Source organism: Pseudomonas sp. GW456-L12, assembly GCF_059424045.1.
In genome coordinates this window covers 214,787-240,106 of sequence record NZ_JBWKZA010000003.1, presented here as the reverse complement: position 1 = coordinate 240,106, position 25,320 = coordinate 214,787, and the positions used below count along the sequence as shown (strand labels likewise).

General features: G+C 65.4%; 24 protein-coding genes. 16 read left to right on the top strand and 8 right to left on the bottom strand.

Features of this window, described 5'->3' with window-relative positions; genetic code table 11:
- Positions 1 to 424 precede the first annotated feature (424 nt).
- The 5 genes from moaA to moaE all read left to right on the top strand — a co-directional run bounded on the left by moaA (position 425) and on the right by moaE (position 3,629).
- A complete protein-coding gene (gene moaA, locus AC07Y9_RS05715; RefSeq protein WP_102679808.1) occupies positions 425 to 1,423 on the top strand; it encodes a GTP 3',8-cyclase MoaA in 999 nt (332 codons plus the stop codon).
- Positions 1,424 to 1,462: 39 nt separating this feature from the next.
- Positions 1,463 to 2,362, top strand: a complete 900-nt coding sequence (locus tag AC07Y9_RS05710) for a bestrophin family protein (protein ID WP_102679807.1) — start codon at positions 1,463 to 1,465, stop codon at positions 2,360 to 2,362.
- Positions 2,363 to 2,436: 74 nt separating this feature from the next.
- A complete protein-coding gene (gene moaC, locus AC07Y9_RS05705; protein ID WP_102679806.1) occupies positions 2,437 to 2,931 on the top strand; it encodes a cyclic pyranopterin monophosphate synthase MoaC in 495 nt (164 codons plus the stop codon).
- Positions 2,928 to 3,179, top strand: a complete 252-nt coding sequence (locus tag AC07Y9_RS05700; protein WP_007929322.1) for a MoaD/ThiS family protein — start codon at positions 2,928 to 2,930, stop codon at positions 3,177 to 3,179. The genes moaC and AC07Y9_RS05700 overlap by 4 nt, the downstream gene beginning before the upstream one ends.
- Positions 3,180 to 3,182: 3 nt before the next feature.
- On the top strand, positions 3,183 to 3,629 hold the full coding sequence (gene moaE / locus AC07Y9_RS05695; protein ID WP_007929323.1) for a molybdopterin synthase catalytic subunit MoaE: 447 nt from the start codon (positions 3,183 to 3,185) through the stop codon (positions 3,627 to 3,629).
- Positions 3,630 to 3,659: 30 nt separating this feature from the next.
- Here the strand turns inward: moaE and AC07Y9_RS05690 are convergent, their stop codons facing one another.
- Both AC07Y9_RS05690 and mobA read right to left on the bottom strand, forming a co-directional pair.
- The gene (locus tag AC07Y9_RS05690; RefSeq protein WP_102679805.1) at positions 3,660 to 4,562 is read right to left on the bottom strand and encodes a LysR family transcriptional regulator; all 903 of its coding nucleotides are present in this window, start codon (positions 4,560 to 4,562) and stop codon (positions 3,660 to 3,662) included.
- Positions 4,563 to 4,698: 136 nt separating this feature from the next.
- Positions 4,699 to 5,289 carry a molybdenum cofactor guanylyltransferase MobA gene (mobA, locus tag AC07Y9_RS05685; protein ID WP_102679804.1) on the bottom strand — a complete coding sequence of 197 codons (591 nt, stop codon included), beginning with the start codon at positions 5,287 to 5,289 and terminating at the stop codon, positions 4,699 to 4,701.
- Positions 5,290 to 5,540: 251 nt separating this feature from the next.
- Here mobA and moaB point away from each other — a divergent pair, with 251 nt between their 5' ends.
- Entirely contained in the window at positions 5,541 to 6,080 is a 540-nt protein-coding gene (gene moaB, locus AC07Y9_RS05680) for a molybdenum cofactor biosynthesis protein B (protein WP_009044515.1), read from the top strand.
- Positions 6,077 to 7,282 carry a molybdopterin molybdotransferase MoeA gene (locus tag AC07Y9_RS05675; protein ID WP_102679803.1) on the top strand — a complete coding sequence of 402 codons (1,206 nt, stop codon included), beginning with the start codon at positions 6,077 to 6,079 and terminating at the stop codon, positions 7,280 to 7,282. The genes moaB and AC07Y9_RS05675 overlap by 4 nt, the downstream gene beginning before the upstream one ends.
- A gap of 31 nt (positions 7,283 to 7,313) precedes the next feature.
- On the opposite strand, the gene AC07Y9_RS05670 is transcribed toward AC07Y9_RS05675, so the two are convergent.
- From AC07Y9_RS05670 to AC07Y9_RS05655, 4 genes are all read right to left on the bottom strand, one after another.
- Positions 7,314 to 8,354 carry an FUSC family protein gene (locus AC07Y9_RS05670; RefSeq protein WP_053261792.1) on the bottom strand — a complete coding sequence of 347 codons (1,041 nt, stop codon included), beginning with the start codon at positions 8,352 to 8,354 and terminating at the stop codon, positions 7,314 to 7,316.
- A gap of 187 nt (positions 8,355 to 8,541) precedes the next feature.
- Entirely contained in the window at positions 8,542 to 10,167 is a 1,626-nt protein-coding gene (locus AC07Y9_RS05665; RefSeq protein WP_102679802.1) for an NADP-dependent glyceraldehyde-3-phosphate dehydrogenase, read from the bottom strand.
- A 231-nt stretch (positions 10,168 to 10,398) separates the two neighbouring features.
- On the bottom strand, positions 10,399 to 11,436 hold the full coding sequence (locus AC07Y9_RS05660) for an AraC family transcriptional regulator (RefSeq protein WP_102679801.1): 1,038 nt from the start codon (positions 11,434 to 11,436) through the stop codon (positions 10,399 to 10,401).
- A 9-nt stretch (positions 11,437 to 11,445) separates the two neighbouring features.
- A complete protein-coding gene (locus tag AC07Y9_RS05655) occupies positions 11,446 to 12,360 on the bottom strand; it encodes a GGDEF domain-containing protein (RefSeq protein WP_102679800.1) in 915 nt (304 codons plus the stop codon).
- A 383-nt stretch (positions 12,361 to 12,743) separates the two neighbouring features.
- Between AC07Y9_RS05655 and AC07Y9_RS05650 the strand changes: the two genes are divergently transcribed.
- From AC07Y9_RS05650 to AC07Y9_RS05615, 8 genes are all read left to right on the top strand, one after another.
- On the top strand, positions 12,744 to 15,278 hold the full coding sequence (locus tag AC07Y9_RS05650) for a TonB-dependent receptor (RefSeq protein ID WP_102681506.1): 2,535 nt from the start codon (positions 12,744 to 12,746) through the stop codon (positions 15,276 to 15,278).
- Positions 15,279 to 15,429: 151 nt separating this feature from the next.
- On the top strand, positions 15,430 to 17,328 hold the full coding sequence (locus AC07Y9_RS05645; protein WP_102681507.1) for a phytase: 1,899 nt from the start codon (positions 15,430 to 15,432) through the stop codon (positions 17,326 to 17,328).
- A 91-nt stretch (positions 17,329 to 17,419) separates the two neighbouring features.
- A complete protein-coding gene (tolQ, locus tag AC07Y9_RS05640) occupies positions 17,420 to 18,130 on the top strand; it encodes a protein TolQ (RefSeq protein ID WP_087091567.1) in 711 nt (236 codons plus the stop codon).
- 13 nt (positions 18,131 to 18,143) lie between these two features.
- A complete protein-coding gene (gene tolR / locus AC07Y9_RS05635) occupies positions 18,144 to 18,590 on the top strand; it encodes a protein TolR (protein ID WP_102681508.1) in 447 nt (148 codons plus the stop codon).
- Positions 18,587 to 19,423: an energy transducer TonB gene (locus AC07Y9_RS05630; protein WP_102681509.1), complete on the top strand. Its 837-nt coding sequence runs from the start codon at positions 18,587 to 18,589 to the stop codon at positions 19,421 to 19,423. The genes tolR and AC07Y9_RS05630 overlap by 4 nt, the downstream gene beginning before the upstream one ends.
- Positions 19,424 to 19,765: 342 nt before the next feature.
- On the top strand, positions 19,766 to 20,167 hold the full coding sequence (locus tag AC07Y9_RS05625) for a c-type cytochrome (RefSeq protein WP_087091564.1): 402 nt from the start codon (positions 19,766 to 19,768) through the stop codon (positions 20,165 to 20,167).
- Positions 20,168 to 20,253: 86 nt separating this feature from the next.
- Positions 20,254 to 21,582 carry a D-arabinono-1,4-lactone oxidase gene (locus tag AC07Y9_RS05620; protein ID WP_173679828.1) on the top strand — a complete coding sequence of 443 codons (1,329 nt, stop codon included), beginning with the start codon at positions 20,254 to 20,256 and terminating at the stop codon, positions 21,580 to 21,582.
- An 83-nt stretch (positions 21,583 to 21,665) separates the two neighbouring features.
- On the top strand, positions 21,666 to 22,874 hold the full coding sequence (locus tag AC07Y9_RS05615) for a DSD1 family PLP-dependent enzyme (protein ID WP_173679829.1): 1,209 nt from the start codon (positions 21,666 to 21,668) through the stop codon (positions 22,872 to 22,874).
- On the opposite strand, the gene AC07Y9_RS05610 is transcribed toward AC07Y9_RS05615, so the two are convergent.
- Both AC07Y9_RS05610 and AC07Y9_RS05605 read right to left on the bottom strand, forming a co-directional pair.
- The gene (locus tag AC07Y9_RS05610; RefSeq protein WP_157832263.1) at positions 22,871 to 23,023 is read right to left on the bottom strand and encodes a hypothetical protein; all 153 of its coding nucleotides are present in this window, start codon (positions 23,021 to 23,023) and stop codon (positions 22,871 to 22,873) included. The genes AC07Y9_RS05615 and AC07Y9_RS05610 overlap by 4 nt on opposite strands.
- 14 nt (positions 23,024 to 23,037) lie before the next feature.
- A complete protein-coding gene (locus tag AC07Y9_RS05605) occupies positions 23,038 to 23,988 on the bottom strand; it encodes a SphA family protein (protein WP_087091561.1) in 951 nt (316 codons plus the stop codon).
- 260 nt (positions 23,989 to 24,248) lie between these two features.
- On the opposite strand from AC07Y9_RS05605, the gene AC07Y9_RS05600 reads away from it, so the two are divergent.
- Positions 24,249 to 25,286, top strand: a complete 1,038-nt coding sequence (locus AC07Y9_RS05600) for an AraC family transcriptional regulator (protein ID WP_102679499.1) — start codon at positions 24,249 to 24,251, stop codon at positions 25,284 to 25,286.
- Positions 25,287 to 25,320 lie beyond the last annotated feature (34 nt).

Sequence of the window (25,320 nt, the reverse complement as noted above, 5' to 3'; positions counted from 1 at the left end):
GTAGGCTGCGCCTAATGCCGAGTCATTGTTAATGACTGTTTTCTTGTGTGCATGAATAACCAACTTTAAGTGGCAGTTAATTACAGGCTGCACAGGTTTATGCACTTCGCGGATATTGCTTCAGGACTGCGGGGTCAAGCCTAAGCCGCTTATAAAGTGCCTGTCTAATCGCAAATAATGACCGGATGATCGAAATGCTCTATCAAGGAAAAAATCGATAATAATCAATTAATTAACTACTTAATATGGTCCGGAATTGGATGATTTTTCTTCTGATAAATCCCATCGATCAACCGGTTGTTAATAGCAATTAGACGGTGATTTGAAATGTCCTTAGTCTTGCCTCAAACAAGGCCCTCTATAACGGTGGCCTTCCAATAACGGCACTCGGGTCGATACACCTGAAGTGCTGACGGAGGCGGTAATGTCAGATCGAATCCTGCAGGATGGTTTTTCCAGGCGAGTCGACTATCTGCGAATGTCGGTGACCGATCGCTGCGACTTCCGCTGTGTGTATTGCATGGCCGAAGACATGCAGTTCCTGCCGCGGCAACGCATCCTGACCCTGGAGGAGCTCTATCAGCTGGCGCAAAGTTTCGTCGCCCTGGGCACCCGGAAAATCCGCCTGACCGGGGGCGAACCCTTGATCCGCCCGGGCGTCGTCGAGCTGTGCCGGCGCATCGCCGCGCTGCCGGGGCTGCGCGAGCTGTGCATGACCACCAATGGCTCGCAGCTGGGCAAGCTGGCGGCGCCCTTGTTCGAGGCCGGGCTCAAGCGCCTGAACATCAGCATCGACAGCCTCGATGCCACGCGTTTTCGCGAGCTGACCCGCACCGGCGACCTGGCCCAGGTCATCGCCGGCATCGATGCGGCGAACGCCGCCGGTTTCCAGCACACCAAGCTCAACTGCGTGGTGATGAAAGGGCGCAACGATCATGAGATCAACGACCTGGTGGGCTTTGCCATCGACCGTGGGCTGGACATCTCCTTTATCGAAGAGATGCCCCTGGGGGTGATCAGCGAACACAGCCGCGCCGATGCGTTCTTTTCCAGCACCCAGGTGCGCGAGCGCATCGCCGAGCGCTACACCCTGATCGACTCCACCGAATCGACCCAGGGGCCGTCGCGTTACTGGCGCCTGGCCGAGGCGCCGGAGATTCGCCTGGGGTTCATCTCGCCCCACAGCCACAACTTCTGCGCCACCTGCAACCGGGTGCGGCTGACCGTCGAGGGCCGGTTGCTGCTGTGCCTGGGCAACGAGCATTCGGTCGATTTGAAGCAGGTGCTGCGCAGCCATCCGGGCGAGCCGCAGCGCCTGGAGCGGGCAATCATCGAGGCGATGAAAATCAAGCCGTACCGCCACAACTTCGCACTCAATGACGAGGTGCAAGTGGTGCGGTTCATGAACATGACCGGCGGCTAGCCCGCGCGGTTTTCCCCTCTGCAAAAAGGCTGTCTTGCGATGATCGTCAGATCCAAACCCAACCTGATCAATGTGCTGATCTCCCTCAAGGGCTCGATTGCCAAGCGCATCGCCCTGCGCAGCCTGCTGGTGACCCTGCTGGCCTCGGCCATCGTGTTTATCGAGACCCTGTACCCGACCTATTTCTCCAGGGTCAATGCCACGCCGTTCACCCTGTTGGGCCTGTCGCTGTCGATCTTCATGAGCTTTCGCAACAACGCCTGCTACGACCGCTGGTATGAAGCGCGCAAGGCCCTGGGCACGCTGGTGACGGAGGTGCGTTCGATGATCCGCGAAACCCAGGCGATCAAGGACCCGCGGCAGCGCGGCAAGATCCTGCGCGACCTCTGCGGCTTCGCCCATGCCCTCAACGCCAGGCTGCGCCAGGAAGACCAACTGAGCGCGGCGGGCACCTGGCTGAGCCAGTTGCCGCCGGCCCAGGCGCCCAACGTGCCGGACAGCATCCTGCGCCACGTCGGCCAACAGTGTTCGACCCTGGCCGAATCCGGGGCGATCAGCGAATGGCGCTACACGCTGATGGCCAATCACCTGAGCAGCCTGACCAACGCCCAGACCGTCTGCGAGCGGATCAAGGGCACGCCATTGCCTTTTCCCTACACGCTGTTGCTGCACCGCACCAGCTACATGTTCTGCATCCTGCTGCCCTTTGCCATGGCCGAGCCCCTGGGCTGGCTGACGCCGATCTTCACGGCCATCGTCAGTTACACGTTTTTCGGCCTGGACGCCATTGGCGACGAGCTGGAAGACCCTTTCGGCCGGGACGAGAACGACCTGCCGACCAATGCCCTGGTGCGCACCATCGAGCGTGAAGTGCTCGATGCCCTGGGGGCCACCCAGTTGCCGCCGGTGCTGCAACCGGTGGACTTCGTGCTGAGCTGACCGGCGCCCATGCATTCGCCCCGGTTCCCCCGGGCCACATCACTCAACCCAGCCAACAGGCTGCGAGGATAACCATGAACCACGATTCCACGATCCTGACTCACCTGGACGCCGAAGGCCGGGCCAACATGGTCGATGTCAGCGACAAGCCGCCCACCGACCGCGAAGCCCAGGCCCAGGCCTGGGTGCGCATGCAGCCCGCCACCTTTCAGATGATCCAGCGCAACGGCCACCCCAAGGGCGACGTGTTCGCGGTCGCGCGCATCGCGGGCATCATGGCGGCGAAGAAAACCCATGAACTCATCCCGCTGTGCCACCCGTTGCTGCTCAGCTCGATTCACCTCGAACTGAAGGCGGTCGAGCCCGACAGCGTCAGGATTGTCGCCACCTGCCGGCTCAACGGCCGCACCGGTGTCGAACTCGAAGCCCTCACCGCGGCCAGCGTCGCCGCGCTGACCCTCTACGACATGTGCAAGGCGGTCGATCGTGGGATGGTCATCGACAGCATCCAGCTGCTGAAGAAACAGGGCGGGCGATCGGGCAGCTTTGACGCGGGAGTCACAGCATGATCCTGGTCAACTACTTTGCCCGTTATCGCGAGCAGCTCGGTATTGGCGGCGAGAAGATCGCGCTGGATGATTCGTTGCGCAGCGTCGGCGACGTGAGGACGTTGCTGATGGCCAGGGGCGAGACCTGGCAGGCGGTGCTCGGCGAAACCAGCCTGATGTGCGCGCTGAACCAGGACCTGTGCAACCTCGACGCGCCCATCGAGGACTTCGACGAGATCGCGTTTTTTCCGCAAGTCACCGGGGGCTGAGCCATGACCGTGTACGTCCAGGCCGAGGCCTTCGACCTCGATCGACTGCACCGCGAGGTGCACGGCGGGGACCCCGGCGTTGGCGCGCTGGTGACCTTCGTCGGCTATGTGCGTGACCTGAACCTGGGGGAGCAGGTCGGCAGCCTGTTCCTCGAACATTACCCGGGCATGACCGAGCGTTCGTTGCAGCGCATCGTCGATGAGGCTCATGAGCGCTGGCCATTGCAACGGGTAAGGGTCGTGCATCGGGTGGGGGCGTTGCAGGTGGCTGAGCCGATCGTGTTTGTCGGCGTCGCCAGCGCCCATCGGCAGGCGGCCTTCGAGGCCTGCGCCTTCCTGATGGACTACCTGAAAACCCGCGCGCCGTTCTGGAAGCGCGAACAGACCTCGTCCGGCGAGCGTTGGGTGCAGGGCAGGGAGAGCGACCAACTGGCCGCCAGTCGCTGGTAGGGCAGGGATGCGCCCTGCGGCGCAGCACCTTCAGTCGGCCGTTGGCGCTTGCCCGGCAAACAGTTTCCTGGCTTCGGCAAAGCACTTTTCGGCGATGGCCGAGCGCGGTTCGGTCTTGCGCATCACCAGGCCCAGGGGCGCCAGCACGCTGGCATCCGGCAGGTTGATGAAGGCCAGGTTCTCGATCGGGTTTTCCAGGGTGCTGGACAGCGGCATGATTGAGCAGCAGAAGCCTTCGTGAATCGCCTGGAACAGCTGATAGGTCGAATCGCTTTCGAGGATCGGCTGCGGGTCGAGGCCGCGGCTGCGGAAACTCAGGTCGATGGATTTGCGGTAGTGCATGCCATTGCTGATCATCCCCAGGGGCAGCTCGGCGGCCTCTTCCCAGCTCATTTCGCTGCCTTCGAAATGGAAGTGGCGGGTGTCGTACAGCAGGCCGACGCGGGTTTCGCCGATCTCGAAAAACTCGAAATAGTTCGGGTTCACGTGGTCCAGGTAACACACGCCCAGGTCCAGCTGGTTGTTGCCCAGGCCTTCGATGATCTGGTCCGAGCTCATGGACGACAGGGCGAACTTGAGCTCCGGGAAACTCTTGGAAAGACCCTGGACGTAGCCGATCGGGTTGAAGCTGCTCAGCGGCACCAGGCCCAGGCGCAGGCTACCGACCAGTTGGCCACGGCACGCGGCGGCCTCGGCGAACAGCCCGTCATGGGCGGCGAGCAGGGTCCGCGCCCAGGCCAGCACCCGTTCGCCGGCCTCGGTGAAACCTTCGAAGCGCTGGCCACGCTTGACCAGCACCAGGTCCAGCTCGTCCTCCAGGTTGCGCAAGCGCATGGACAGGGTCGGCTGGGTGATGTGGCAGCGCGCCGCGGCCTGGCCGAAGTGTCGGGTCTGGTCCAGGGCGATAAGGAACTTGAGTTGTTTGATGTCCACGATGGCACCTGTTGAAGAAGGGTTTGATGTCAGGGGTAAGTCCAGGATGCACGAAGCGTTTGGAAATCCCGATCCGACCTTTGGAGGAAAAGACTGTGCGTCCGTTCGGTGGCACGCGGAGCTGTAAAAAACGCCGTTAAAAAAGTAGCTCAGGGGTATTGAAGTTGCTCAGGCGCGGGTCGTCCTCGGCGCAGACCAGGGCCTGCGGCCGGTGCTTCGACAAGGCGCGCTGCAGGCTGCGTTCGCCGGCGTCCCAGTCGTGTTGCAGGCTCGCCAGCAAGGCCGTGGGGATCAGGCTGAACATGGGCTGCCAGTGGCCGGCCTGTTGCACCATCAGCACCGAGTCCGGGGCAGGGTGCGCCGCCAGCATGGCGCCGATCAGCGCGCCGTCGATTTTCGGCGCGTCGCAGGCGAACACCAGCAGCCACGGATGACGCGCCACGGCCAGGCCGGCGAGCACGCCCGCCAGGGGCCCCGGGAAATCCTTCTGCGAGTCTTCGACCAGTTGGTCGGCATAGGCCCGATACTGCTCGGCGTTGCGGTTGCAGGAGATGATCAGGTCGTCGGTGAAAGGTCGGACCGCCGCCTGCACATGGGCGATCAGCGGCTTGCCCTGCCAGGGCAGCAGGCCCTTGTCCCGTCCGCCCATGCGCGCGCCACGGCCGCCGGCCAGCAGCAGCACCGAGCAGGGGATGGACGAAGGGGCGGCGGGGCAGGTCGGGGTCATTGTTCGAGGCACGCTGGTTGGGGGCTCAGACGATCTCATTGTCGCCCCTTCGAGTCCAATCGGAAGTATCGAATGAGCGATCAAAAGGCTCTATCGGCCGCGGATTTCACCGGCGTGGGCCGGTACTCCAGGGGGAAAGAGTCCTTGATAGATATGCTCGATAAAGTGGTCGGCCAGAGTGATTAGACACTGACGGTTTCAGCGCTTTAGCCTCTGGCCATGGTTTTTATGACTGCCCGCCGGAGAAAGACATGAGTGTGAAATCGGATGCATTGTTTGTCCCCCTGAATATCGCCGTGCTGACCGTCAGCGATACCCGCGAATACGCCACCGACACCTCCGGGCAATTGCTCGTCAGCCGCCTGCTGGAAGCTGGCCACACCCTGAGCGAGCGCAACCTGCTCAAGGATGACCTGTACAAGATCCGCGCCCAGGTCGCGTTGTGGATCGCCGATGAAACTATCCAGGTGGTGCTGATTACCGGCGGCACCGGCTTCACCGGGCGCGACAGCACGCCCGAGGCGGTGAGCTGTTTGCTGGACAAGCGGATCGACGGTTTCGGCGAACTGTTCCGGGCGATTTCCATTCTCGATATCGGCACCTCCACCGTGCAGAGCCGGGCCCTGGCCGGGCTGTCCAACGGCACCCTGGTGTGCTGCCTGCCGGGTTCTACGGGCGCCTGCCGGACCGCCTGGGAAGGCATCCTCGCCGAGCAGCTCGACGCCCGCCACCGGCCGTGCAATTTCGTGCCGCACCTCAAGCAGGTGCAAGCCTGCGGGACCCGCGGATGAGCGCCTCACCGCTGATGCCGGTGGAGGAGGCCATCGCCCGCTTGCTGGCCATGGCCGAGGCGCAACGCCTGCAGGACAGCGAGCCGGTGGCGCTGGGCGAGGCGCGGCAACGGGTGTTGGCCAGCGATCTGGTGGCGACCCTCGACCTGCCGCCCTGGCCGAACAGCGCCATGGACGGTTATGCCTTGAACCTCGATGCCTGGGACGGCCAGCCGCTGGCGGTGTCGCAACGCATTTTCGCCGGCCAGGCCCCCGAGCCGTTGCGGCCGGGCACCTGCGCGCGAATCTTCACCGGCGCGCCGCTGCCCGAGGGCGCCAACAGCATCGAGATGCAGGAGAACGTCGAACGGCTTGACGACGGTCGCGTGCGCTTCAAGCAGCCGCTCAAGGCCGGCCAGAATATTCGCCCGCAGGGCCAGGAGAACCGCGCCGGACAAGTGCTGCTGCGCGCCGGCAAACGCCTGGGGCCTTTCGAACTGGCTATCGCCGCGGCCCAGGGCTGTACCCATTTGCCGCTGGTGCGGCGGCCACGGGTGGCGTTGCTGTCGACGGGCGATGAACTGGCCGAGCCGGGCACCGCCTTGCGCCCCGGCTGCATCTACAACAGCAATCGCACCCTGCTCAGTCACTGGTTGAGCGCCCTGGGCTGCGAGGTGGTCGATGCCGGAATTCTCCCCGACCAGCCGCAGCAGACCCGGCTGCGCCTGGAACAATTGCAGTGCGCCGCGGACCTGATCCTGACCACCGGCGGCGTGTCCGCCGGCGACGCCGATTGCCTCGGCCAGGTACTGCGCGAGTGCGCCACCCCGGTGTTCTGGAAGCTCGCGATAAAACCCGGCAAGCCGCTGACCGTGGGGCGCTTCGGCACCGTGCCGGTGATCGGCCTGCCCGGCAACCCGACCTCGGCCCTGGTGACCTTTGGCCTGCTGGCCCGGCCGTATCTGTTGCGCATCCAGGGCGTCGAAGAGGTCATGCCCTTGAGCTTCCCGGTCAGCGTCGGTTTCGACTGGCCGAAAGCGGGAAGCCGCCGCGAATACCTGCGGGCCAGGCTGGAGGAGGGCCGTGCGGTGCTCTATCCGAACCAGAGTTCTGGCGTGTTGCTGGGCGCTTCATGGGCCGATGGGCTGGTGGAAATCCTTGAGGGCAGCACCTTGCGGGCCGGCGAGCCGGCGCGCTTCATTCCGTTCAGCGAGTTGTTCTAGCCGGCGCGGTCTGGCGGCAGGCGCGGGGCACTCAGATCTTCCAGTGCTCCGCGCTTTTGGCCAGGCGCTGGCGCATCTCGTTGAGGTTGGCCACCAGTTGCCGGGTCAGCAGGCGGTAGCCGTCCAGCGCGCTGTAGACCGAGGTGTCGAGGGTCGAGGAGGACGGGCCATCCAGGGGCCGCCCCAGGCGTCTGGTGGCGCCGGATTGCAGGGCGCGGGCCATGCCCACCAGCTGTATGCGCACCTGCCGGTGCTCATGCTTCATGAGCTGTTGCAACTGTTCGCGGGCCTGTGGATCGCTGAGGTCCGGCCGGGTATTGCCGAGGATTTCCAGGGTGCTGAAGCACATGCGCAGGTTGCGCTGGATGGCGTCCAGTTCGGTCATGGAGATCCGCACTTCCTTGGACACCGAGGGCATCAGCGAGCGCAGTTGCAGCAAGGTGCTGTTGAGGCGCCCGAGCAACTTCAGGTGTTCGTCGTCGGTCACCGACTGGCCGCCGATGATGCGTCCGTAAAGGGTGGCGCAGTCGCGCAAGGCGCTGGCCAGGTTGTAGCGCCAGGAGTAGACCGCATACAGCGGAATGGCGAAGGAGAACGCCAGGGCCAGGGCGATACCGATGAGGATATCCACGGTGCGCCACAGGCCATCGCTGACGTGGTTGTCGCCATGGCCGGCGACGATGAACACGGTGATCGCCGCCAGCAGCGCGGTGTAGCCGCCCTTGCCGATGGCGTGATAGGAGAAATACCCGCACACCACCGACATCCCCAGGTAGGTCAGCCAGGACAGGCCCAGGTAAGCCTGCTGCACCACCAGCACCAGGCCGACGCCCGCGCCGATCAAGGTGCCGATGGCCCGTTCCGCGGCCTTCTTGCCAATGTTGCCGTGGTGCTGCAAGCCGCCGATCACCACCAGCATGGTCACCGACGCCCATTCGCCGTGAGGCAGATTGAGGCCGGTGGTCAGCGCGATGGTGGCCAGCAACCCCAGGGCCACGCGCACCGCATGGATCAGCTTGGCGTAGCGGTAGCGCCGATACGGGTCCAGTACCGGGAGCAGGAAGCGGCGCAACAGCGGTGGCAGGCGGAAGGTCTGGCCCAGGGGAAGTTCTCCGTTTTAGGCTCTGTACGAAAAGTGGCTGCGCTCGGTCATGCTGCGTTAAAAACAGGCTCGGAATGCTCATGTAGGTCCCTACACTCCGCTTCCTCGCCTGTTTTTGCCTTGCCTGACCTTCGCTCGCCGACTTTTCGTAAAGACCCTAGAAAATGTAATCGGTGGTCAGGAAGCTCGACTCGCGGTTACGGATGATGTCGCTGATCAGCTCCTTGTTGCTCTCCTGGAACTTGGTGGCCACCAGGGTGCGGATCGAGAAGGTGCGCAACGCGTCATGCACAGACAACGTACCTTCGGCGGAGTTCTTGCGCCCGTTGAACGGGTAGGTGTCCGGGCCGCGCTGGCACTGGGCGTTGAGGTTGATCCGCCCGACCTGGTTGGCGAAGGTGTCCACCAGATGCCCGACTTGTGCCGGCTCGGTGCCGAAGATACTCAGCTGCTGGCCGAAGTCCGATTCCAGGACGTAGTCGATCACTGTTTCCAGGTCGCGATACGGCACGATCGGCACCACCGGCCCGAACTGCTCTTCCTGGTACACGCGCATCTGGCTGTTCACCGGGTACAGCACCGCCGGGTAGAAGAACGACGCCCGCGTTTCGCCGCCGCCGGGGTTGACCACTGTGGCGCCCTTGTCGATGGCGTCGGCCACCAGGGCATGCAGGTAATCGACCTTGCCCGACTCCGGCAGCGGCGTCAGCGCCACCCCCGGTTCCCACGGCATGCCGGGCTTGAGGCTGAGCAGCTTGGCGTTGAATTTCTCGATAAAGGCATCGACCACGGTTTCGTGGACGAAGAGGATCTTCAGCGCGGTGCAGCGCTGGCCGTTGAACGACAGCGAGCCGGTGACCGCCTCGTTGACCGCGTTATCCAGGTCCACGTGCGGCAGCACGATGCCGGGGTTTTTCGCGTCCAGGCCCAGGGCGGCGCGCAGGCGGTGCGGCTTGGGGTGCAGTTTCTTCAGGTCGCTGGCGGCCTTGTTGGTGCCGATAAAGGCGAAGATATCGATCTTGCCGCTGGCCATCAGCGCGCTGACGGTTTCCCGGCCGCTGCCGTAGATCACATTGATCACCCCGGCCGGGAAGCTGTCGCGGAAGGCTTCCAGCAGCGGGCGGATCAGCAGCACGCCGAACTTGGCCGGCTTGAACACCACGGTGTTGCCCATGATCAGCGCCGGGATCAGGGTGGTGAAGGTCTCGTTCAGCGGGTAGTTGTACGGGCCCATGCACAGGGCCACGCCCAGGGGCACGCGGCGGATCTGGCCGAGGGTGTCCTGCTCCAGCTCGAAGCGGCTGGAGCGGCGGTCGAGTTCCTTGAGGGCGTTGATGGTGTCGACGATGTAGTCGCAGGTGCGGTCGAACTCTTTTTCCGAGTCCTTGAGGTTCTTGCCGATTTCCCACATCAGCAGCTTGACCACCGCCGAGCGCTGTTCGCGCATGCGCCCGAGGAAGGCTTCGACGTGCTGGATGCGTTCGGCCACGCGCATCGTCGGCCACGCGCCCTGGCCACGGTCGTAGGCGCGCACGGCGGCGTCGAGGGCGGTCAGCGCGGTGTCGGCGTCGAGCAGCGGGGTGCTGCCGAGAATCACTTGTTCGTCGCCATGGGCGGTGGCCAGGTACACCGGGCTGCGCACCAGGGCCAGGGGCCCGTTCCAGGTCTGCAACTGACCGTCGACCAGGTACTCGCGTTGTTCGACCTGGCCGTCCAGGCGGTACTGCTCGGGGATGTCGGCGGCGACGGGAAACAGCGTGTTCAACAGATGGGCTGTGGTCATGACTCTATTCCGTAATGGCAATGGGCAATGCACCGGCGGGCTGGAGCGCGCCGGCGCTGACGAGCAAGACAGGTCTCCAGGGGGTTGTTTCTACGGGTATACGCCCTGGTGTCTCGGGTCTTTAGCAAAAAGCTGGGCCAAAATGGCGGAAAGTCGTGCAGCAGAGGTGTGATGGTGTGGTTCTTTGGGCCAAGAGTAGCCGCTTTTTCCCATGGAAAAACAGCCTTTGTTTCAACCGGCGCTGAACAATTGGCGGATCAGCCTGGGGGTGCTGCCGGTCCAGCGCTTGAACGAGCGGCGGAAATTCGCCGCATCGTTGAAGCTCAGGTACTCGGCGACTTCCTCGTTGCTCAGGCCCTTGATCCGGTACAGGTACAGCGCCACATGCTTGCGCACCAGGTCCGCCTGCTGCTGGAAACCGCTGTCGTGCTTGTGCAGCTTGCGCTTGAGGGTGGCCGGGCTCATGCCGAAGGCCTGGGCCGTCTGTTCCAGGCTCGGTGCCTGGCGCACCCGGCCTTGCAGGTAGCGGTAGACACAGTCGAGGAAGCTTGAGGCAAAGCCCAGTTGCTCGAGCTGGCCCTGGGCTTCCTGGCGCGCCACCTGGCCGGCGGTGGCCGAGGCGTTGGGCCAGGGCTGAGTGAGGAATTCCCGGGGGATGCGCATCAGGTCCATCGGGCGCTTGAACTGGGTGTGCTCGCCCAGGTGCACCCAGTACTGCTCGACATAACGCGGCTCGGCATGGCTGAAGCTGCATTCCCAGGGCAGGCGCTGGCCGCTCAGCCACTGACTCATGGCCACCAGCGAGGTCATGCTGGCCTCCAGCAGGAAACGCCATTGATCGCCGGCGCCGCAGCTGTCCAGCCAGTAGAAGTAGGCGTGCTGGTCGTCCAGCAGCAAGCGCGGGCTGGCCAGTGGGCTGAGCAGCGCCTGTTGCTGCACCAGGGTGTCGAGGGCCTGGTGCAGGTTCTGCGCGTGGCGCAGGGCGTGGCTGGCGGCGCCGTAGTGCCCGGGCAGCAGGCGCTGGCCGAACAGGAAGCTGCTGTCGTCGGCGTCCAGCAGCCGTCGGCTGTTGCCGATCAGGCCGAGAAACTGCTGCGGGCTGAGGCGGGTCTGGCCGGCCAGGATGTCCTCGTGGAACAGCCCGGTGCCGCGCAGCAGGCGATGGCTGTCGATGTCCCGCGACAGCGCCAGGTCGATCAGGCTGGCCGGCTGGTAATGCCCGGGAATGAACCGGCTGTCGTTTTCGTACCAACGGGTCTTCAGGGTCATGGCCGGGCCTCAGGCGCTTTTCGCCAGCGGCTGCTTGGCCCGGGCCAGGGCCAGGTTGAGGCGCTTGAGCAGCACCTCCGGCGTCTCGTCGAGGGCCATCACCACCGCGGTGCAGGCGCACAGCTGCAAGCGTTCGCCGTGCTGGCGGCTCTTGTGCGCCAGGCTCCGTACCGCCTGTTGCAGCTCCTGGGCCAGCAGCCGCGCCTGGCTCTCGCCGGTGTTCGGCAGCAGCACCACGAAGCGGTCGCCGGCCAACCGGCAGAGCAGGTCCTGGCGACGCAGGTTGAGCAGCAGCAAATGGCTCAGCGCCTGCAGCACCGCGTCGCCCTCGGCGTGGCCGAAGTCCTGGTTGATCGCGGCGAAGTTGTCCAGGTCCAGGGCCAGCAGCGACAGCGGCTGCTGCTGGCGCTGGCTGTCCTGCAGGCTGTCGGCCAGCTGGCGCTTGAGGTAGTCGGCGCCGCCCAGCGGGGTGAGCTTGTCGAACAGCCGGTGCTCGCGGAACAGCCGTTCGCGTTTCTCCATCTGCGCGCTGATCGCCAGCTGTTCGCGGTGCCAGTGGTAGATGCCGATGGTCAGCAGGACCATGCCCACCGGCATCGGCGCGGATTCCAGCCAGTGGTCCCAGGCGATGCTGTCGGGCAGGCGGATGAACTCGTCGAGGCTGTCGATCCACCAGGAGAAGAATATGCAGCTCAGGCCCAGGGCCAGGTAGTTGGTGACCCGTCCCGCCGGGCGGCTTTTCAGCACCAGGCCGAGCCAGATCAGGGCCAGCAGGGCGGTACCGCCTTCGCCGATTATGTCCAGCCACACCCATTCGCTGACCGCCTTCAACTCGCCACAGGCCAGGTGCAGGAGCAGGCCGAGATTGGCCGCCAGCAGCAGGGTGGCGAGTTTCCATCGGTGGGGTTTGAGCACTGAGAACATGGCCGCGATCCTTTGGCGAAGAAGCAATGCGCGCCAGCACAGCAGATGTGTGTGACAGCCGGGTGACGGCGGCGAAGCGGGTGGGGGAGGTCGAATCAGCTCATCGTGACGGTGTGTTTTTTTTGCGATCTGGGGGCGGTGTGGCCGCTGACGTTGCGCGGCGTAGGAGCGAGGCTTGCCCGCGAAAGCGTCAGACCAGTCACCGCCAACCCCCGGGAAAAGGTCATTTCAGCTCACTTTGCCCCTCGAACCCGGCCCAAACCCCGCTTCAAGGGCCTCCCCGCCAACCCCTGTCACGGAACCGTCATTCGCCGACCCTAGCTTGCCCTCCCAGTTGCCGGGCCCCTTGCCTGGCGTCACCGGACTCTTGGGGGAGGACCATCATGTACAAGCGCAGCAGCACCGCCGGCCTGCTCGGCTTCACGCTCACCGCCCTGGCCATGGCGATCGCCAGCGACCGCCTGAGCGCCGCCGAAGCCGACTCGAGTAAAACCACCGAACACCTGGAAGTGGTCGGCCAGGCCGCGAGCATCGACCAGGCGCTCAAGGAGCAGCGCAGCGCCGACAGCATCAAGAGCGTGGTGCACGCCGACGGCGTGGCCCAGTTGCCGGACGAGAACGTCGCCGAAGCGGCGCAGCGCCTGCCGGGCATCAGCGTCGAGCGCGACCAGGGCGAAGGGCGCTTCGTCAGCGTGCGTGGCCTGGGCCCGGACCTCAACAGCGTGACCATCAACGGCACCCTGGTGCCGGCCCCGGAAAGCGAACGCCGCGCCGTGGCCCTGGACGTGCTGCCCTCGGAGCTGGTGCAGTCGCTGTCGGTGATCAAGACCCTGACCCCGGACATGGACGCCAACTCCCTGGGCGGCACCGTCGATGTGCAGAGCCTTTCGGCCTTCGATCACAAGGGCCTGTTCTACACCGGCAGCAGTGAAGCCAGCTACGACCGGAACACTCACCAGACCAGCCCGAAATTCTCCGGCGCGGTCAGCGACCGCTTCAGCCTCGGCGACGGCATCGACAACTTCGGCGTGGCCGCAGCCCTGAGCTGGCAGAAGCGCGACTTCGGTTCGGACAACGTCGAGACCGGCGGCGCCTGGGACTTCGAACAGGGCGCGAAACTGCAGGAGTTCGAACAGCGCGACTACGACATCAGCCGCGAGCGCGCCGGCGGCGGCCTGAACTTCGACTACAAGCCGGACGACCTCAGCAGTTACTACCTGCGCACCCTGTACAGCCGCTACAAGGACAGCGAGACACGCAACGCCGCCAGCCTGGAGTTCGCCGAGCCCCAGGCGGCCGGCGAGCTGGGCGACGCCGAAGGTAAACGCAAGCTCAAGCAGCGCGAGGAAACCCAGGAGATCCAGTCCTACGTGTTCGGCGGCGAGCGCATGTTCGGCCTCTGGACCCTCAGCGGCCAGGCCGGCTACAGCCGCTCCAGCGAAGACAGCCCGGGGCACATCGCCAACGCGGTGTTCGAAGGCAACGACGACTTCGCCGACAGCGGTTTCTACGACAAGGACAAGCCGCGGCCGATCGTCGGCCAGGGTTTCTACGACCCGGGCAACTTCAGCCTGGACAAGGTCGAGTGGGAAAAGCAGCGCACCACCGACACCGAGAAAAACCTGCGCCTGGACCTGGCCCGCGACTACGACCTCAGCGGCTATGCGTCCCAGGTCAAGTTCGGCGGCAAGGTCAGCCGGCGCAACAAGGACAACGACCTCGACGCCTGGGTCTACAAGGACTTCGACGAACTGGGTTTCAGCGACGAGCAGCTCAACCTCGACCGCTTCCGCAAAGGCAGCGTCGACTATCGCCTCGGCCGCTTCGGCCCGGGCATCAGCGGCGGCTCGATCAAGCAGTTGATTGGCGGCCTGGACCGCGATGCGTTCTTCGACGAAACCGAATCCCGGGTCAACGACTTCAAGATCCGCGAAGACATCAACGCCGGCTACCTGATGAACACCGTCGATATCGACGACTGGCGCTTTATCGCCGGCCTGCGCTACGAAGGCACCGAGTTCGAAGCCAAGGGCACCGGCGCCACCGACGGCGAGTTCCAGTCCACCAAGACCAAGCGTCGTTACCACCACTGGCTGCCGGGCCTGCACGCGCGTTACCAGCTGGACAAGAACACCCAGGTGCGCGCGGCCTGGACCAAGGCGGTGGTGCGCCCGACCTTCGGCCAGCTGGCGCCGGGTTTTGTCATCGACGATGACGAAGCCAGCTTCGGCAACCCGGACCTCAAGCCGCTGGAGTCGAGCAACCTGGACCTGGGCATCGAGCACTTCATGGGTCGCGCCGGCACCGTCTCGGCCTTCGTGTTCTACAAGGACATCAAGAACTTCGTCTACAACACTGACCTGGCCGGCACCGGCGCCTGGACCGACTTCGCCGAGGCGCACACCTTCGCCAACGACGACAGCGCCAAGCTGTACGGCCTGGAACTGGCCTACTCGCAGAAATTCGACTGGCTGCCGGCGCCGTGGAACGGCCTGCTGCTGGGGGCCAACGCCACCTTCAGCCGCTCCGACGCAGAGATCAAGGGCTTCGATGCCGCCAGCGGGGTCAACCGCAAGCGCAGCATCGACCTGCCGAACCAGTCGGACACCGTCGGCAACCTGATGCTCGGCTGGGAAAACGACAAGCTCAGCCTGCGCCTGTCGGCCAACTACAAGTCGGACTACCTCTATGAGCTGGCCTCGATCAACGACAAGGCCCACGACCTGCACGTCGATGCCCAGACCTTCGTCGATTTCAGCGCCCGCTACTCGCTGACCAAGAGCCTGCAGCTCAGCTTCGAGGCGCAGAACCTCACCGACGAGCCGTACTTCGTCTACACCGGTCACCGCTCCTACAACGGCCAGTACGAGGAGTACGGCCCGACCTACAAGCTCGGCCTGACCTTCACCCACTTCTAATCCACACCGCACACGCTGTAGGAGCGAGCTTGCTCGCGAAGGTCTTGAACGATGACGCGGGCTGTTTGTAAGCACGCGCTGTCTTGAGGTTTTTCGCGAGCAAGCTCGCTCCTACAGAGGGCGGTTTGCCTGACAAGGATTTTGCCTGTTCATGAGAAGTTCCTACCTGTACCTGTTGATGGCTGCGTTGACCTGCGGCCAGACGATGGCCGCCGATCTGGCTCTGCGCCCTTGGGCACCGGCACTTGAGGCAGATGCCATCACCTTCCTGCCCAACGGCTCCGAGCGCCTCGCCGCGAGCAACCGTGACGGCCTGCTGTTGCTGGATGCCGAGGGGGCCGAGCTGGCTCGCTTCAAAGGCAACTTCAGCAGCCTGGATACCCGCGCCGCCGGCCGCCAGGTGCTGGTCGCGAGCCTGGACAACGATCGCCAGCAGGCGCTGCTGGTCAGCCTCGATCCACAGAGCCGCCAGTGGGGCCAGACGCTGTACCTGCCGGCGCGGGACTTCCCGGTCAACGGCCTGTGCCTGTACCGCGACGAGGCCAGCAACCTGTTCCTGTTCCTGGTGGGCGAGGAGGGCAAGGGCGAGCAATGGTTGGTGGGCACCGGCGCCCGGCTGAGCGCCACGGCGCAACGGGTGCGCGGCGTACCGCTGCCGCCGGCGGCGCAGTTCTGCCAGGTGGACGATGGTGCCAATCAGTTGCTGGTCAACGAAGAGAACGTCGGCTGGTGGGCCTACCCGGCGCACCCCGAGGCGCAGGTCGAGCGGCGGCCGGTGGCCATGCGCGCGCCCTTCGGCGACATCGCCAAGGCCGCCGGCGCCATGGCCCTGGTGCCGGGCGGCGTGCTGGCGCTCGACCCCAAGGCGGCGCGCTTGCACCTTTATCAGCAGGGCGACCAACAACAGGGCGAAGGCTGGTCGCCCAGGGCCAACCTGAGCTTGCCCGGCCTGAAGGAGCCGGAAAACCTCGCCGTGCAGGCCAGCGCCAAGGGCCTGCAAGTGCTGGTGCGCGACGATGACGATGGGCAGATCTACCAGGGCCGGCTGGACTGGCAGGCCACCCCGGTGCCGCCGGTGCCGGTGCTGCCGAATGTGCCGGCCCTGAGCCAGAGCGAGCCGGTGGGGCGCCAGGGCGACGCGGCGGACGACCCGGCGATCTGGATTCATCCGCGCCAGCCGGCGCTGAGCCGGGTGCTGGGCACCAACAAGAAGCAGGGGCTGCTGGCCTACGACCTGCAAGGCAAGTTGCTCCAGGAGTTGCCGGTGGGGCGGCTGAACAACGTCGACCTGCGGGCGAACTTCAAGCTGGGCACCCAGGTGGTCGACCTGGCGGTGGCGAGCAACCGCGATCACAACAGCCTCAGCCTGTTCAGCATCGATCGCGCCAGCGGCGAGCTGCACGAAGCCGGGGAGATCCCCACACCGCTCAAGGAAATCTACGGCATCTGCCTGTTCCAGCCGGCCAGCGGCGAGCTGTATGCCTTCGCCAACGGCAAGGACGGCCGCTTCCTGCAATACCGCCTGAGTGCCGCCGATGGCCGGGTCCAGGGCGAGCTGGTGCGCCAGTTCAAGGTCGACAGCCAGCCGGAAGGCTGTGTCGCCGACGACCAGCGCCAGCGCCTGTTCCTCGGCGAGGAAGACGTCGGCGTGTGGGCGGTGGATGCCCGCGCCGACCAGCCGGCCAACCTCACCAGCGTGATCAAGGTCGGCCCGCAGCTGCATGCCGATGTCGAGGGCCTGGCGCTGTACCAGAGCGAGACGCATGACTACCTGGTGATTTCCAGCCAGGGCAACGACAGCTATGTGTTGCTCGATGCCGAGCCGCCGTTCGCCTCCCGCGGGGTCTTCCGGGTCGGCCTGAATGCCGCCGCGGGCATCGACGGGGCGTCGGAAACCGATGGCCTGGAAGTCACCTCGGCCAACCTCGGCGGGCCCTGGAGCCGGGGCTTGCTGGTGGTCCAGGACGGCCGCAAGCGCATGCCCGAGCAGACCCAGAACTTCAAGTTCGTGCCCTGGGCCGAGGTGGCCAGGGCGCTGCAACTGCCCTGAGCTGTCATTAACCGTTCATCAACATGTCATCGAATAGCCCCGGCGCCGTCGTGCATTGACGGCCCGGGCGCACAGGCAAAGGAGTTTCACCATGCAGGCGACACTGGAACACATGACCATCTGGGGGCTGATCAGCGATGCCAGCCTGTTGGTCAAGGCAGTCATGCTCACCCTGTTGCTGGCGTCGTTGCTCAGCTGGTACCTGATCATCCAGCGCAGCAGCGTGCTCAAGCGCACCGAACGCCAGCTCGACGCCTTCGTCCAGCGCTTTCGCGGCAGCGCCGAACTGACCCCGCTGTACCGCGAAAGCCTGCAACAGGCGGACGGCGAGGGCGGTGTCGAGCCGATCTTCCAGGCCGGTTTCCAGGCCTACAGCCAGCTGCGCCAGCAGGGTGGCAACCCGGCCGGGGTGGTGCTCGAAGGGGTCGAGCGTTCGCTGTACGTGGCCATCAGCGAGCAGGAAATCCGCCTGGAAAAAGGTTTGCAGTTCCTCGCCACGGTGGGTTCGGTCAGCCCCTATATCGGCCTGTTCGGCACCGTGTGGGGGATCATGAATTCCTTCCTCGGCCTGTCCCAGGTGCAGCAGGCGACCCTGTCCACCGTGGCCCCGGGCATCGCCGAAGCGCTGATCGCCACCGCCATCGGCCTGTTCGCGGCGATTCCCGCGGTGATTGCCTACAACCGTTTCGCCGCCCGCGGCCAGACCCTGCTGACCCGCTACTACGCCTTCGGCAACGAACTGCAGGCGCGCTTGCATCGCCAGCTGCACGGCGCGTCGTCGAACCTGGCCGTCGCGGCCTGAGAGGAGAGTGCAGATGCTAGTCAGGCCGCAACGCAAGCACGGGCCCAAGGCCGAAATGAACGTGGTGCCCTACATCGACGTAATGCTGGTGCTGCTGGTGATCTTCATGGTCACCGCGCCGATGCTCAGCCAGGGGGTGAAGATCGAGTTGCCCAAGGTCGCCAGCGAGGCCCTGGCCACTGATACCCGGCAGCAGATCCTGACCCTGTCGGTGAAGGCCGAGGGCGGCTACTACTGGAACCTCGGCGGCGAGCTGGATACGCGCCAGCAGACCGACAGCGCGGTGGACCTCGACGAGATGCGCGCCAAGGTGGCGCAAATCGTCGCCGCGCGCAGCGATACCCAGGTCTACATCCGCGCCGACCAGGACGCCGGCTACGGCCTGGTGGTGGCGGCCATGGCGGCGTTGCAGCAGGGCGGGGTGAGCAACCTGGGGCTGGTGACCGAGGCCCCGCAATGACGGCGATGATCATGCACAGTCCACGGCAGGCTTTCGACGAATTCTCCCTGCAACCCTCGCCCAGGCACTGGCGGTCCCATGCGCTGGCCGCAGCCCTGGCAGTGGCGCTGCACGCCGGGGTGCTGGCGCTGCTGGTGGCGGGCTGGTCGGTAGAGCCGCCGGCCGCCGAACAGCCGGCGGTGTTGCGTACCCAACTGGTGATGCTGCCGCCAGCGCCACAAGCGCCCGAGCCCGCGCCGGCTTTAGTCGAGCCCGTACCGACACCCGCACCGCCGGAGCCGCTGCTCGCGGCTCCGGTCGAGCCGGTCAAGCCTGCTATCGATCCACAGCTCCAGGCGCGCAAGCTCGAACAGGCGGCACTGGCGCGCAAACGGGTCGAAGACAAGAAGCGCGAGCAACTGGCCGAGCAGCAGCGCGAGCGCCAGGAAAACCAACAGCGCAGCCGCGAAGCCGAGCAGCAGCGCCTGGCCCAGGAGCAAGCTCAACAGCAGCAGCGTGCCGAACAGGCCCGCTTGGCCGCCGAGCGCGCCCGGCAACAAGCTGCCGCCCAGGCCGCGGCCGACAGCCGCCAATACCTGCCCCTGAGCAAGGAGGCCCCGGACTACCCGCAACGCGCCCTGGACAAGCACATCGAGGGCGACTGCACCGTGGAATACAGCGTCAACCCGCAAGGCAAGGTGGAGCACCCCAAGGTGCTCGATGGCTGCCACCCGCTGTTTATCCGCCCCTCTCTGGCGGCGGCCAACACCTTCCGCTACCAACCGCGCATCGTCGACGGCCAGGCGGTGTCGGTGCCCGCGGTGCGCAACACCTTTCACTACCGCATCAAATAGCCCCGGCTGTTGTTCTCCAGCAGCAGTGGCCGGCTGTTGCTCGATTGCCCGTGTAGCGGCGGTCCCCAGGCCCCCGCGTTATCGTTAACGGTTTTTCGCGGGCAAGCCTCGCTCCTACAGAAGCCCGCGCAATCCTGTAGGAGCGAGCGGGCGGCGATCCGACTTGCGCGCGATGAACGATAACGCGGTCCACCGGTAAACCGCGGCGCCCCCATCGTGGGCAAGCGTCTGCCCCTGGCCGCAGATGCCCCCCTCGCTGGCCCGCAATGCCCTCAGGCCGTGGCCGCGCCTGGCTTAGTGTTGGCTCTGGGTCGATCCCGACCGTCACCCGAGAGGAACACCATGCCGGCACCGACTGCCTCGCTGCGGTTTTCATCCGTCGTCACACCGTATCGCCTGGGGCGCATCGCCCTGTGGCTGGCGCTGGGCGGGCTGCTGGTTGCCTGCGGCGACAAGCCCGCGCCGCCATCGGCGGCTACCCTGCAACAGCTGCCCGACGACTCGGCGCTGGCGCGGATCTATGACAGCAGCTGCAAACTCTGCCACGCCAACCCGGCGTCCGGCGCGCCGCTGACCGGCGATATCCAGGCCTGGCGCCCGCGCATCGCCCAGGGCGCCGATACCCTGCTGGACCACAGCATCAACGGCTATAACGGCATGCCGCCGATGGGCCTGTGCATGCAGTGTTCCGAGGAGCAGTTCCTCGGCCTGATCCGCTTCATGTCCGCACAAGACCTCCAATAATCCGGCACAAGGACACTGGCATGAGCATGCCCCTCACACGACGTCAGCTATTGCAACGCGCCGCAGTGGCCGGGACCTTCAGTGCGCTGGCCAGCAACCCGCTGCTGGCCGAGCTGGCGCGGGCGCCCCGGCTGATTCCCTGGCGCAACTGGTCCGGCGCGCAAAGCTGCCTGCCCCTGGCGCGGCTGGCGCCCAAGGACCTGGACGAGCTGGTGCAGGTGATTCGCCAGACCCCGGGCAAGATCCGTCCGGTGGGTTCGGGGCACTCCTTCAGCGCCCTGGTGCCCACCGACGGCACGCTGCTGTCGCTGAGTTTTTTCAGCGGCCTGCTCAGCCACGATGCCGCCACCTTGCAGGCCGAGTTCGCCGCCGGCACGCAGATATCGCGCATGGGCGCGCCGCTCAAGGCGATCGGCCAGGCCCTGCCGAACATGGCCGACATCGACTACCAGACCCTGGCCGGGGCCATCGCCACCTCGACCCACGGCACCGGCGTCGGCTTCAAGTCCTATTCGGCCCAGGTGTGCGGCCTGCAACTGGTGACCGCCAGCGGCGAGGTGCTGGACTGCGACAGCCGCCGTAACGCCGAAATCTTCAACACAGCGCGGGTCTCCCTCGGTGCGTTGGGCGTGGCCACCCGGGTGCGTCTGCAGAATCGCCCGGCCTATCGCCTGCGGGAAAAACAGTGGATCGCCAAGACCGAGGAACTGCTCGAAGACCTGGCGAAAAACACCCGCGAGAACCAGCACTGGGAAATGCTGGTGGTCACCCATTCCGACTACGCACTGTCGATCGCCCTGAATGAAACCGAAGACCCGGCGACCCCGCCCGTGGACCCGACGGAAGAGGGCGGCAACGAGTTCGTCAACCTGATCGAGAACCTCGATAAATACCTCAGCGACTTTCCCGAAACCCGCCGCACCCTGCTCAACAGCCTGCGGCATTTCGCCCGCTTCGACGACCGGGTCGGCGACTCCTACGAGGTCTACGCCAACGTGCGCAACGTGCGCTTCAACGAAATGGAGTACTCGGTGCCGGCCGAGCACGGCCCGGCCTGCCTGCGGGAAATCCTCAAGCTGATCCGCGACAAGGACCTGCGCACCTGGTTTCCCATCGAGTACCGCTATGTCCAGGCCGACGACATTGCCCTGAGCATGTTCGAGGGCCGCGACAGCTGTTCGATCTCGGTGCACCAGCACTACGCCATGGACCACCACAACTTCTTCGCCGCCATCGAACCGATCTTCTGGAAGTACGCCGGCCGCCCGCACTGGGGCAAGTTGCACAGCCTCAACGCCCGGCAGTTGCAGGCGCTGTACCCGCGCTGGCGGGAATTCACCCGGGTGCGCGAAGCGCTGGACCCCGGCGGCAAGTTCCTCAATGCACACCTGTCGTCCATCCTGGGCGTGGTCTGAAGGAGATAAAAAGCATGAATCGACGCAACTTCCTGCTCGGTACCGCGGGTGTCGGCGCCTTGTTGGCAGGCGTGGGTGCCTGGCTGCGGCCCGCCGACCGGGGCGGGCCCTACAGCGACTATTTCCGCGCGCTGAACCAGGAACTCAAGGCCCACGGCCCGATGCGCCCGGTGCTGCTGATCGACCTCGATCGCCTGGACCACAACATCGATGTGGTGCTGCAGTCGGTCAAGCGCGGCGGCAAGCAGCTGCGGCTGGTGGAGAAATCCCTGCCGTCGCCGGGGCTGCTGGCGTACATCGGCCAGCGTGCCGGCACCCAGCGCCTGATGTCGTTCCACCAGCCGTTCCTCAATCACGATGCCATGCGTTTTCCCGAGGCCGATATCCTGCTGGGCAAGCCGCTGCCGGTGCGCTCGGCGCAGCTGTTCTACCAGGGCCACAAAGGCCGGTTCGACCCGGCCCGGCAGTTGCAATGGCTGATCGATACCCCGGAACGTTTGCAGCAATACCTGGCCCTGGCCCGCGGCCTGGGCACCCGGCTGCGGATCAATATCGAGCTGGATGTCGGCCTGCACCGCGGTGGGGTGAAGGACAGCAGCGGCCTGGGGCCGCTGCTGACCCTGATCGCGGCCAACCCCCAACACCTGGAGTTCGCCGGTTTCATGGGCTACGACCCCTTTGTCGGCATGGGCGTGCCGGGCATTCTCGGCTCGCCCGAAGCGCTGTTCGCCAAGGTCATGCAGCGCTACCAGAGCGCCGTGGACTTCACCCGGCAACGCCATCCGGCGCTCTGGCAGCCGGGGCTGACCCTCAATACCGCCGGCAGCCCCAGCTACCGCATGCATGAGCGGGAACAGTTGAGCAGCGAGGTGTCGGTGGGCACGGCGATGCTCAAGCCGACCCATTACGACCTGCCATCCCTCAGCGAACATCGGCCCGCAGCCTACATCGCTACCCCGGTGCTGAAAAACACTGGCCCGGTGCGCATCCCGGCGCTGGACGACAAGTCGAAGCTGTTGGCCTGGTGGGACCCGAACCAGCGCGAGACATTCTTCATCTACGGCGGCAACTGGCAGGCCGAGTTCGAGTCGCCGGCGGGGCTGCAAAGCAACGGTCTGTTCGGCCGCAGTTCCAACCAGGAGATGGTCAACGGCTCGCCCGCCGTGGGCCTGGGACCGGACGACCAGGTGTTCCTGCGGCCGATGCAGAGCGAAGCGCTGCTGCTGCAATTCGGCGACCTGCTGGCGGTGCGCGGTGGGCGGATCGTCGAGCGCTGGCCGGTCTACAGCTAGGTTTTTGCGCTGCTGCCGAGGGCCTCATCGCGGGCAATCGAGCAGGCGCGTCCTTCTTCTGTAGGAGCGAGCGGGCGGCGATCCGACTTGCCCGCGATGACCGTGACGCGGAATGTCTGAACCACCGCGTTATCGTTCATCGCGCGCAAGCTGCGCTCCTACATTACAAAGAGAACGGAATCGTCAGCTTGGCCCACAGCATCTCGCCCTCGGGCCGGTTCTCGACGTCGAACTCCTTGGCCCAGCGGATCTCCGCGCTGGCGTACTTGAGGAAGGTCAGGTACAGCGCCGGGCCGATGGCGAACACCTGGCCGCGCACGCCGTCGTCCACGTCCTCGCCGAGAAACTGCACGGTGCGGCCGTACTGTTTGTCGTCGCTGGTCTGCTTCAGGTAGTAGCCGTTGAGCCCCAGGCTCAGGTTGTCGGTCACCTTGTAGCTGGCGGAATAGTCGAAGTGGAAAATCTGCCCGGACTTGTAGTCGGTGGCGTGGTTTTCCTCGTTGAAGCTGTAGGTGGTCTTCAGCGACAGCTCGGTGCGCGGGGTCGGCAGCCAGGTCACCGAAACCAGCGGCTTGTAGGTGTAGAAGTTGTTGCTGGTGTTGGCCAGGCGCGTCGCGTCGTACTTGCCGGTGGGAATGGTGATTTCCACGGCGGCGCCCAGGGTCAGGTTCTTGCCCAGGTCCCACAGGATGATCGGCGCGATGGTGGTGTCGCCCATGCTTTCGCGCTGGTCCTTGAGGCCGAAGACCCCCACCTGCTGGCGCAGATAGGGCTGCGCCACATAGCCGCCGAGGCGCCCGCCGAATACCCGCAGCGGGCTCAGGTAGTCGAGGCGGGGAATGATCGCGTCGGAGACGATCCGCACGTCCGGCACCTTGCCGCCCAGGGAGCTGATATTCAGCTTCCGCGCTTCGTAGTGGTTGTAATACAGGTTGAAGGCGAACATGTGGTCCGGCAGGCCGTTGACGTCCAGCGGCAGGATGAAAAAACCGTCGGTGCCGGGGCCGATATTGTCGACCCCGGATTCGCTGGCCGGGGCCAGGGTGGGCAGGGCGGCGAGGCAGGCCAGGCTGGCGGCGAGGCGCCGGGGGAGAGGGGTGCGGGTCGAATTCATGTTCGGGCTCTTATTATTGTCAGTGGGCGCGCAGTGGGCGCCCCATAGGAATAAGCCTTCGACGCCCGGGCAGGCAGGGTATTGGCGGCCACTGAGGGGGACTTTCGCGGCCAGCCTGCAATGACTTGTTACATCCTTCCGTGAACGCGAGCGGAAAACGCTATGCTGAGCGGGCGCTCGCCTCGCCCTGGCGGTGGCTGGGAGCGGGGCGCATAACCAGAATAAGCATTGCAGCCGAACCGGCTCGGGACCCGATGCCCATGCAGATGAAAGCCGTCGATCCACAGTACCAACTGGCCCTGGTTTCACCCTTTCTGTTGCAGACCCTGGCCGAAGTCGCCGGCAGCCACGGCGTCGATCCGCACACCCTGTGCCGTGGCCTGGGCTTTACCCTCGACGACCTGCAGGACCCCGCGCAACGCATCTCCTACCGCCAGGCCGTGGCGATGATCCAGCGCGCGCTCAAGGCCTTGCCCCGGCAGGGCCTGGGCCTGTGGGTCGGGCATCAGAACGTGCTCGGCACCCTGGGCCTGCTGGGGCATGTGCTGTCGCTGTGCAAGACCCTGCGCGATGCCTTCGACATCGGCATCCGCCACCAGTACACCTCGGGCGGCATTGTCAGCTGCACGGTGCGGCAGCAGGGCGACGAATTTTTCGTCGAGGCCGAATGCCGGCTGCCCTACAGCGACGTACAGATCTTTGCCGTCGAAGAGTTCTTCGCCAGCCTGCCGGTCTATGGCCGTGCCCTGGTCGGCGCCGATTTCAAGGCGCTGCGGGTCGAGTTCATGCACGCCGCCCCGGCCTACCAGGACGAGTACCTGCGCCTGCTGGGGCCCGACGTGCACTTCGGCTGCCTGCACAACCGCATGGTCATCGCCGGCGAATGGCTTGATACGCGCCTGCCCAACCACCACGCCGTGGCCCTGCGCCAGGCGCTCAAGCTGCTGGAACTGGAAAGCGCCCAGGTGCACCGCAAGCTGGACCTGATCCAGGCGGTGGAGCGGGCCATCTCCCGCGACCTGACCCAGGGCAGCCATATCGACCAGGTCGCCAGCGACCTGAACATGAGCGGGCGCACCCTGCGCCGGCGCCTGAGCGAGCACGACCTGACCTTCGACGCATTGCTGGAGCAGGTGCGCCGGGCGCGCACCCTGAGCCTGCTGGCCAACCCGCAGCTGTCCATCGAGCGCATCACCGAGGCGGTGGGCTACAGCGACGTGCGCAGTTTTCGCCGGGCGTTCAAGCGCTGGACTGGCCTGAGCCCCAGTGCCTATCGGGAGGAGGGCGGCCAGGCGTAGGACAGGGGCGTGGCCCTTCACCGCGTCACTTCAT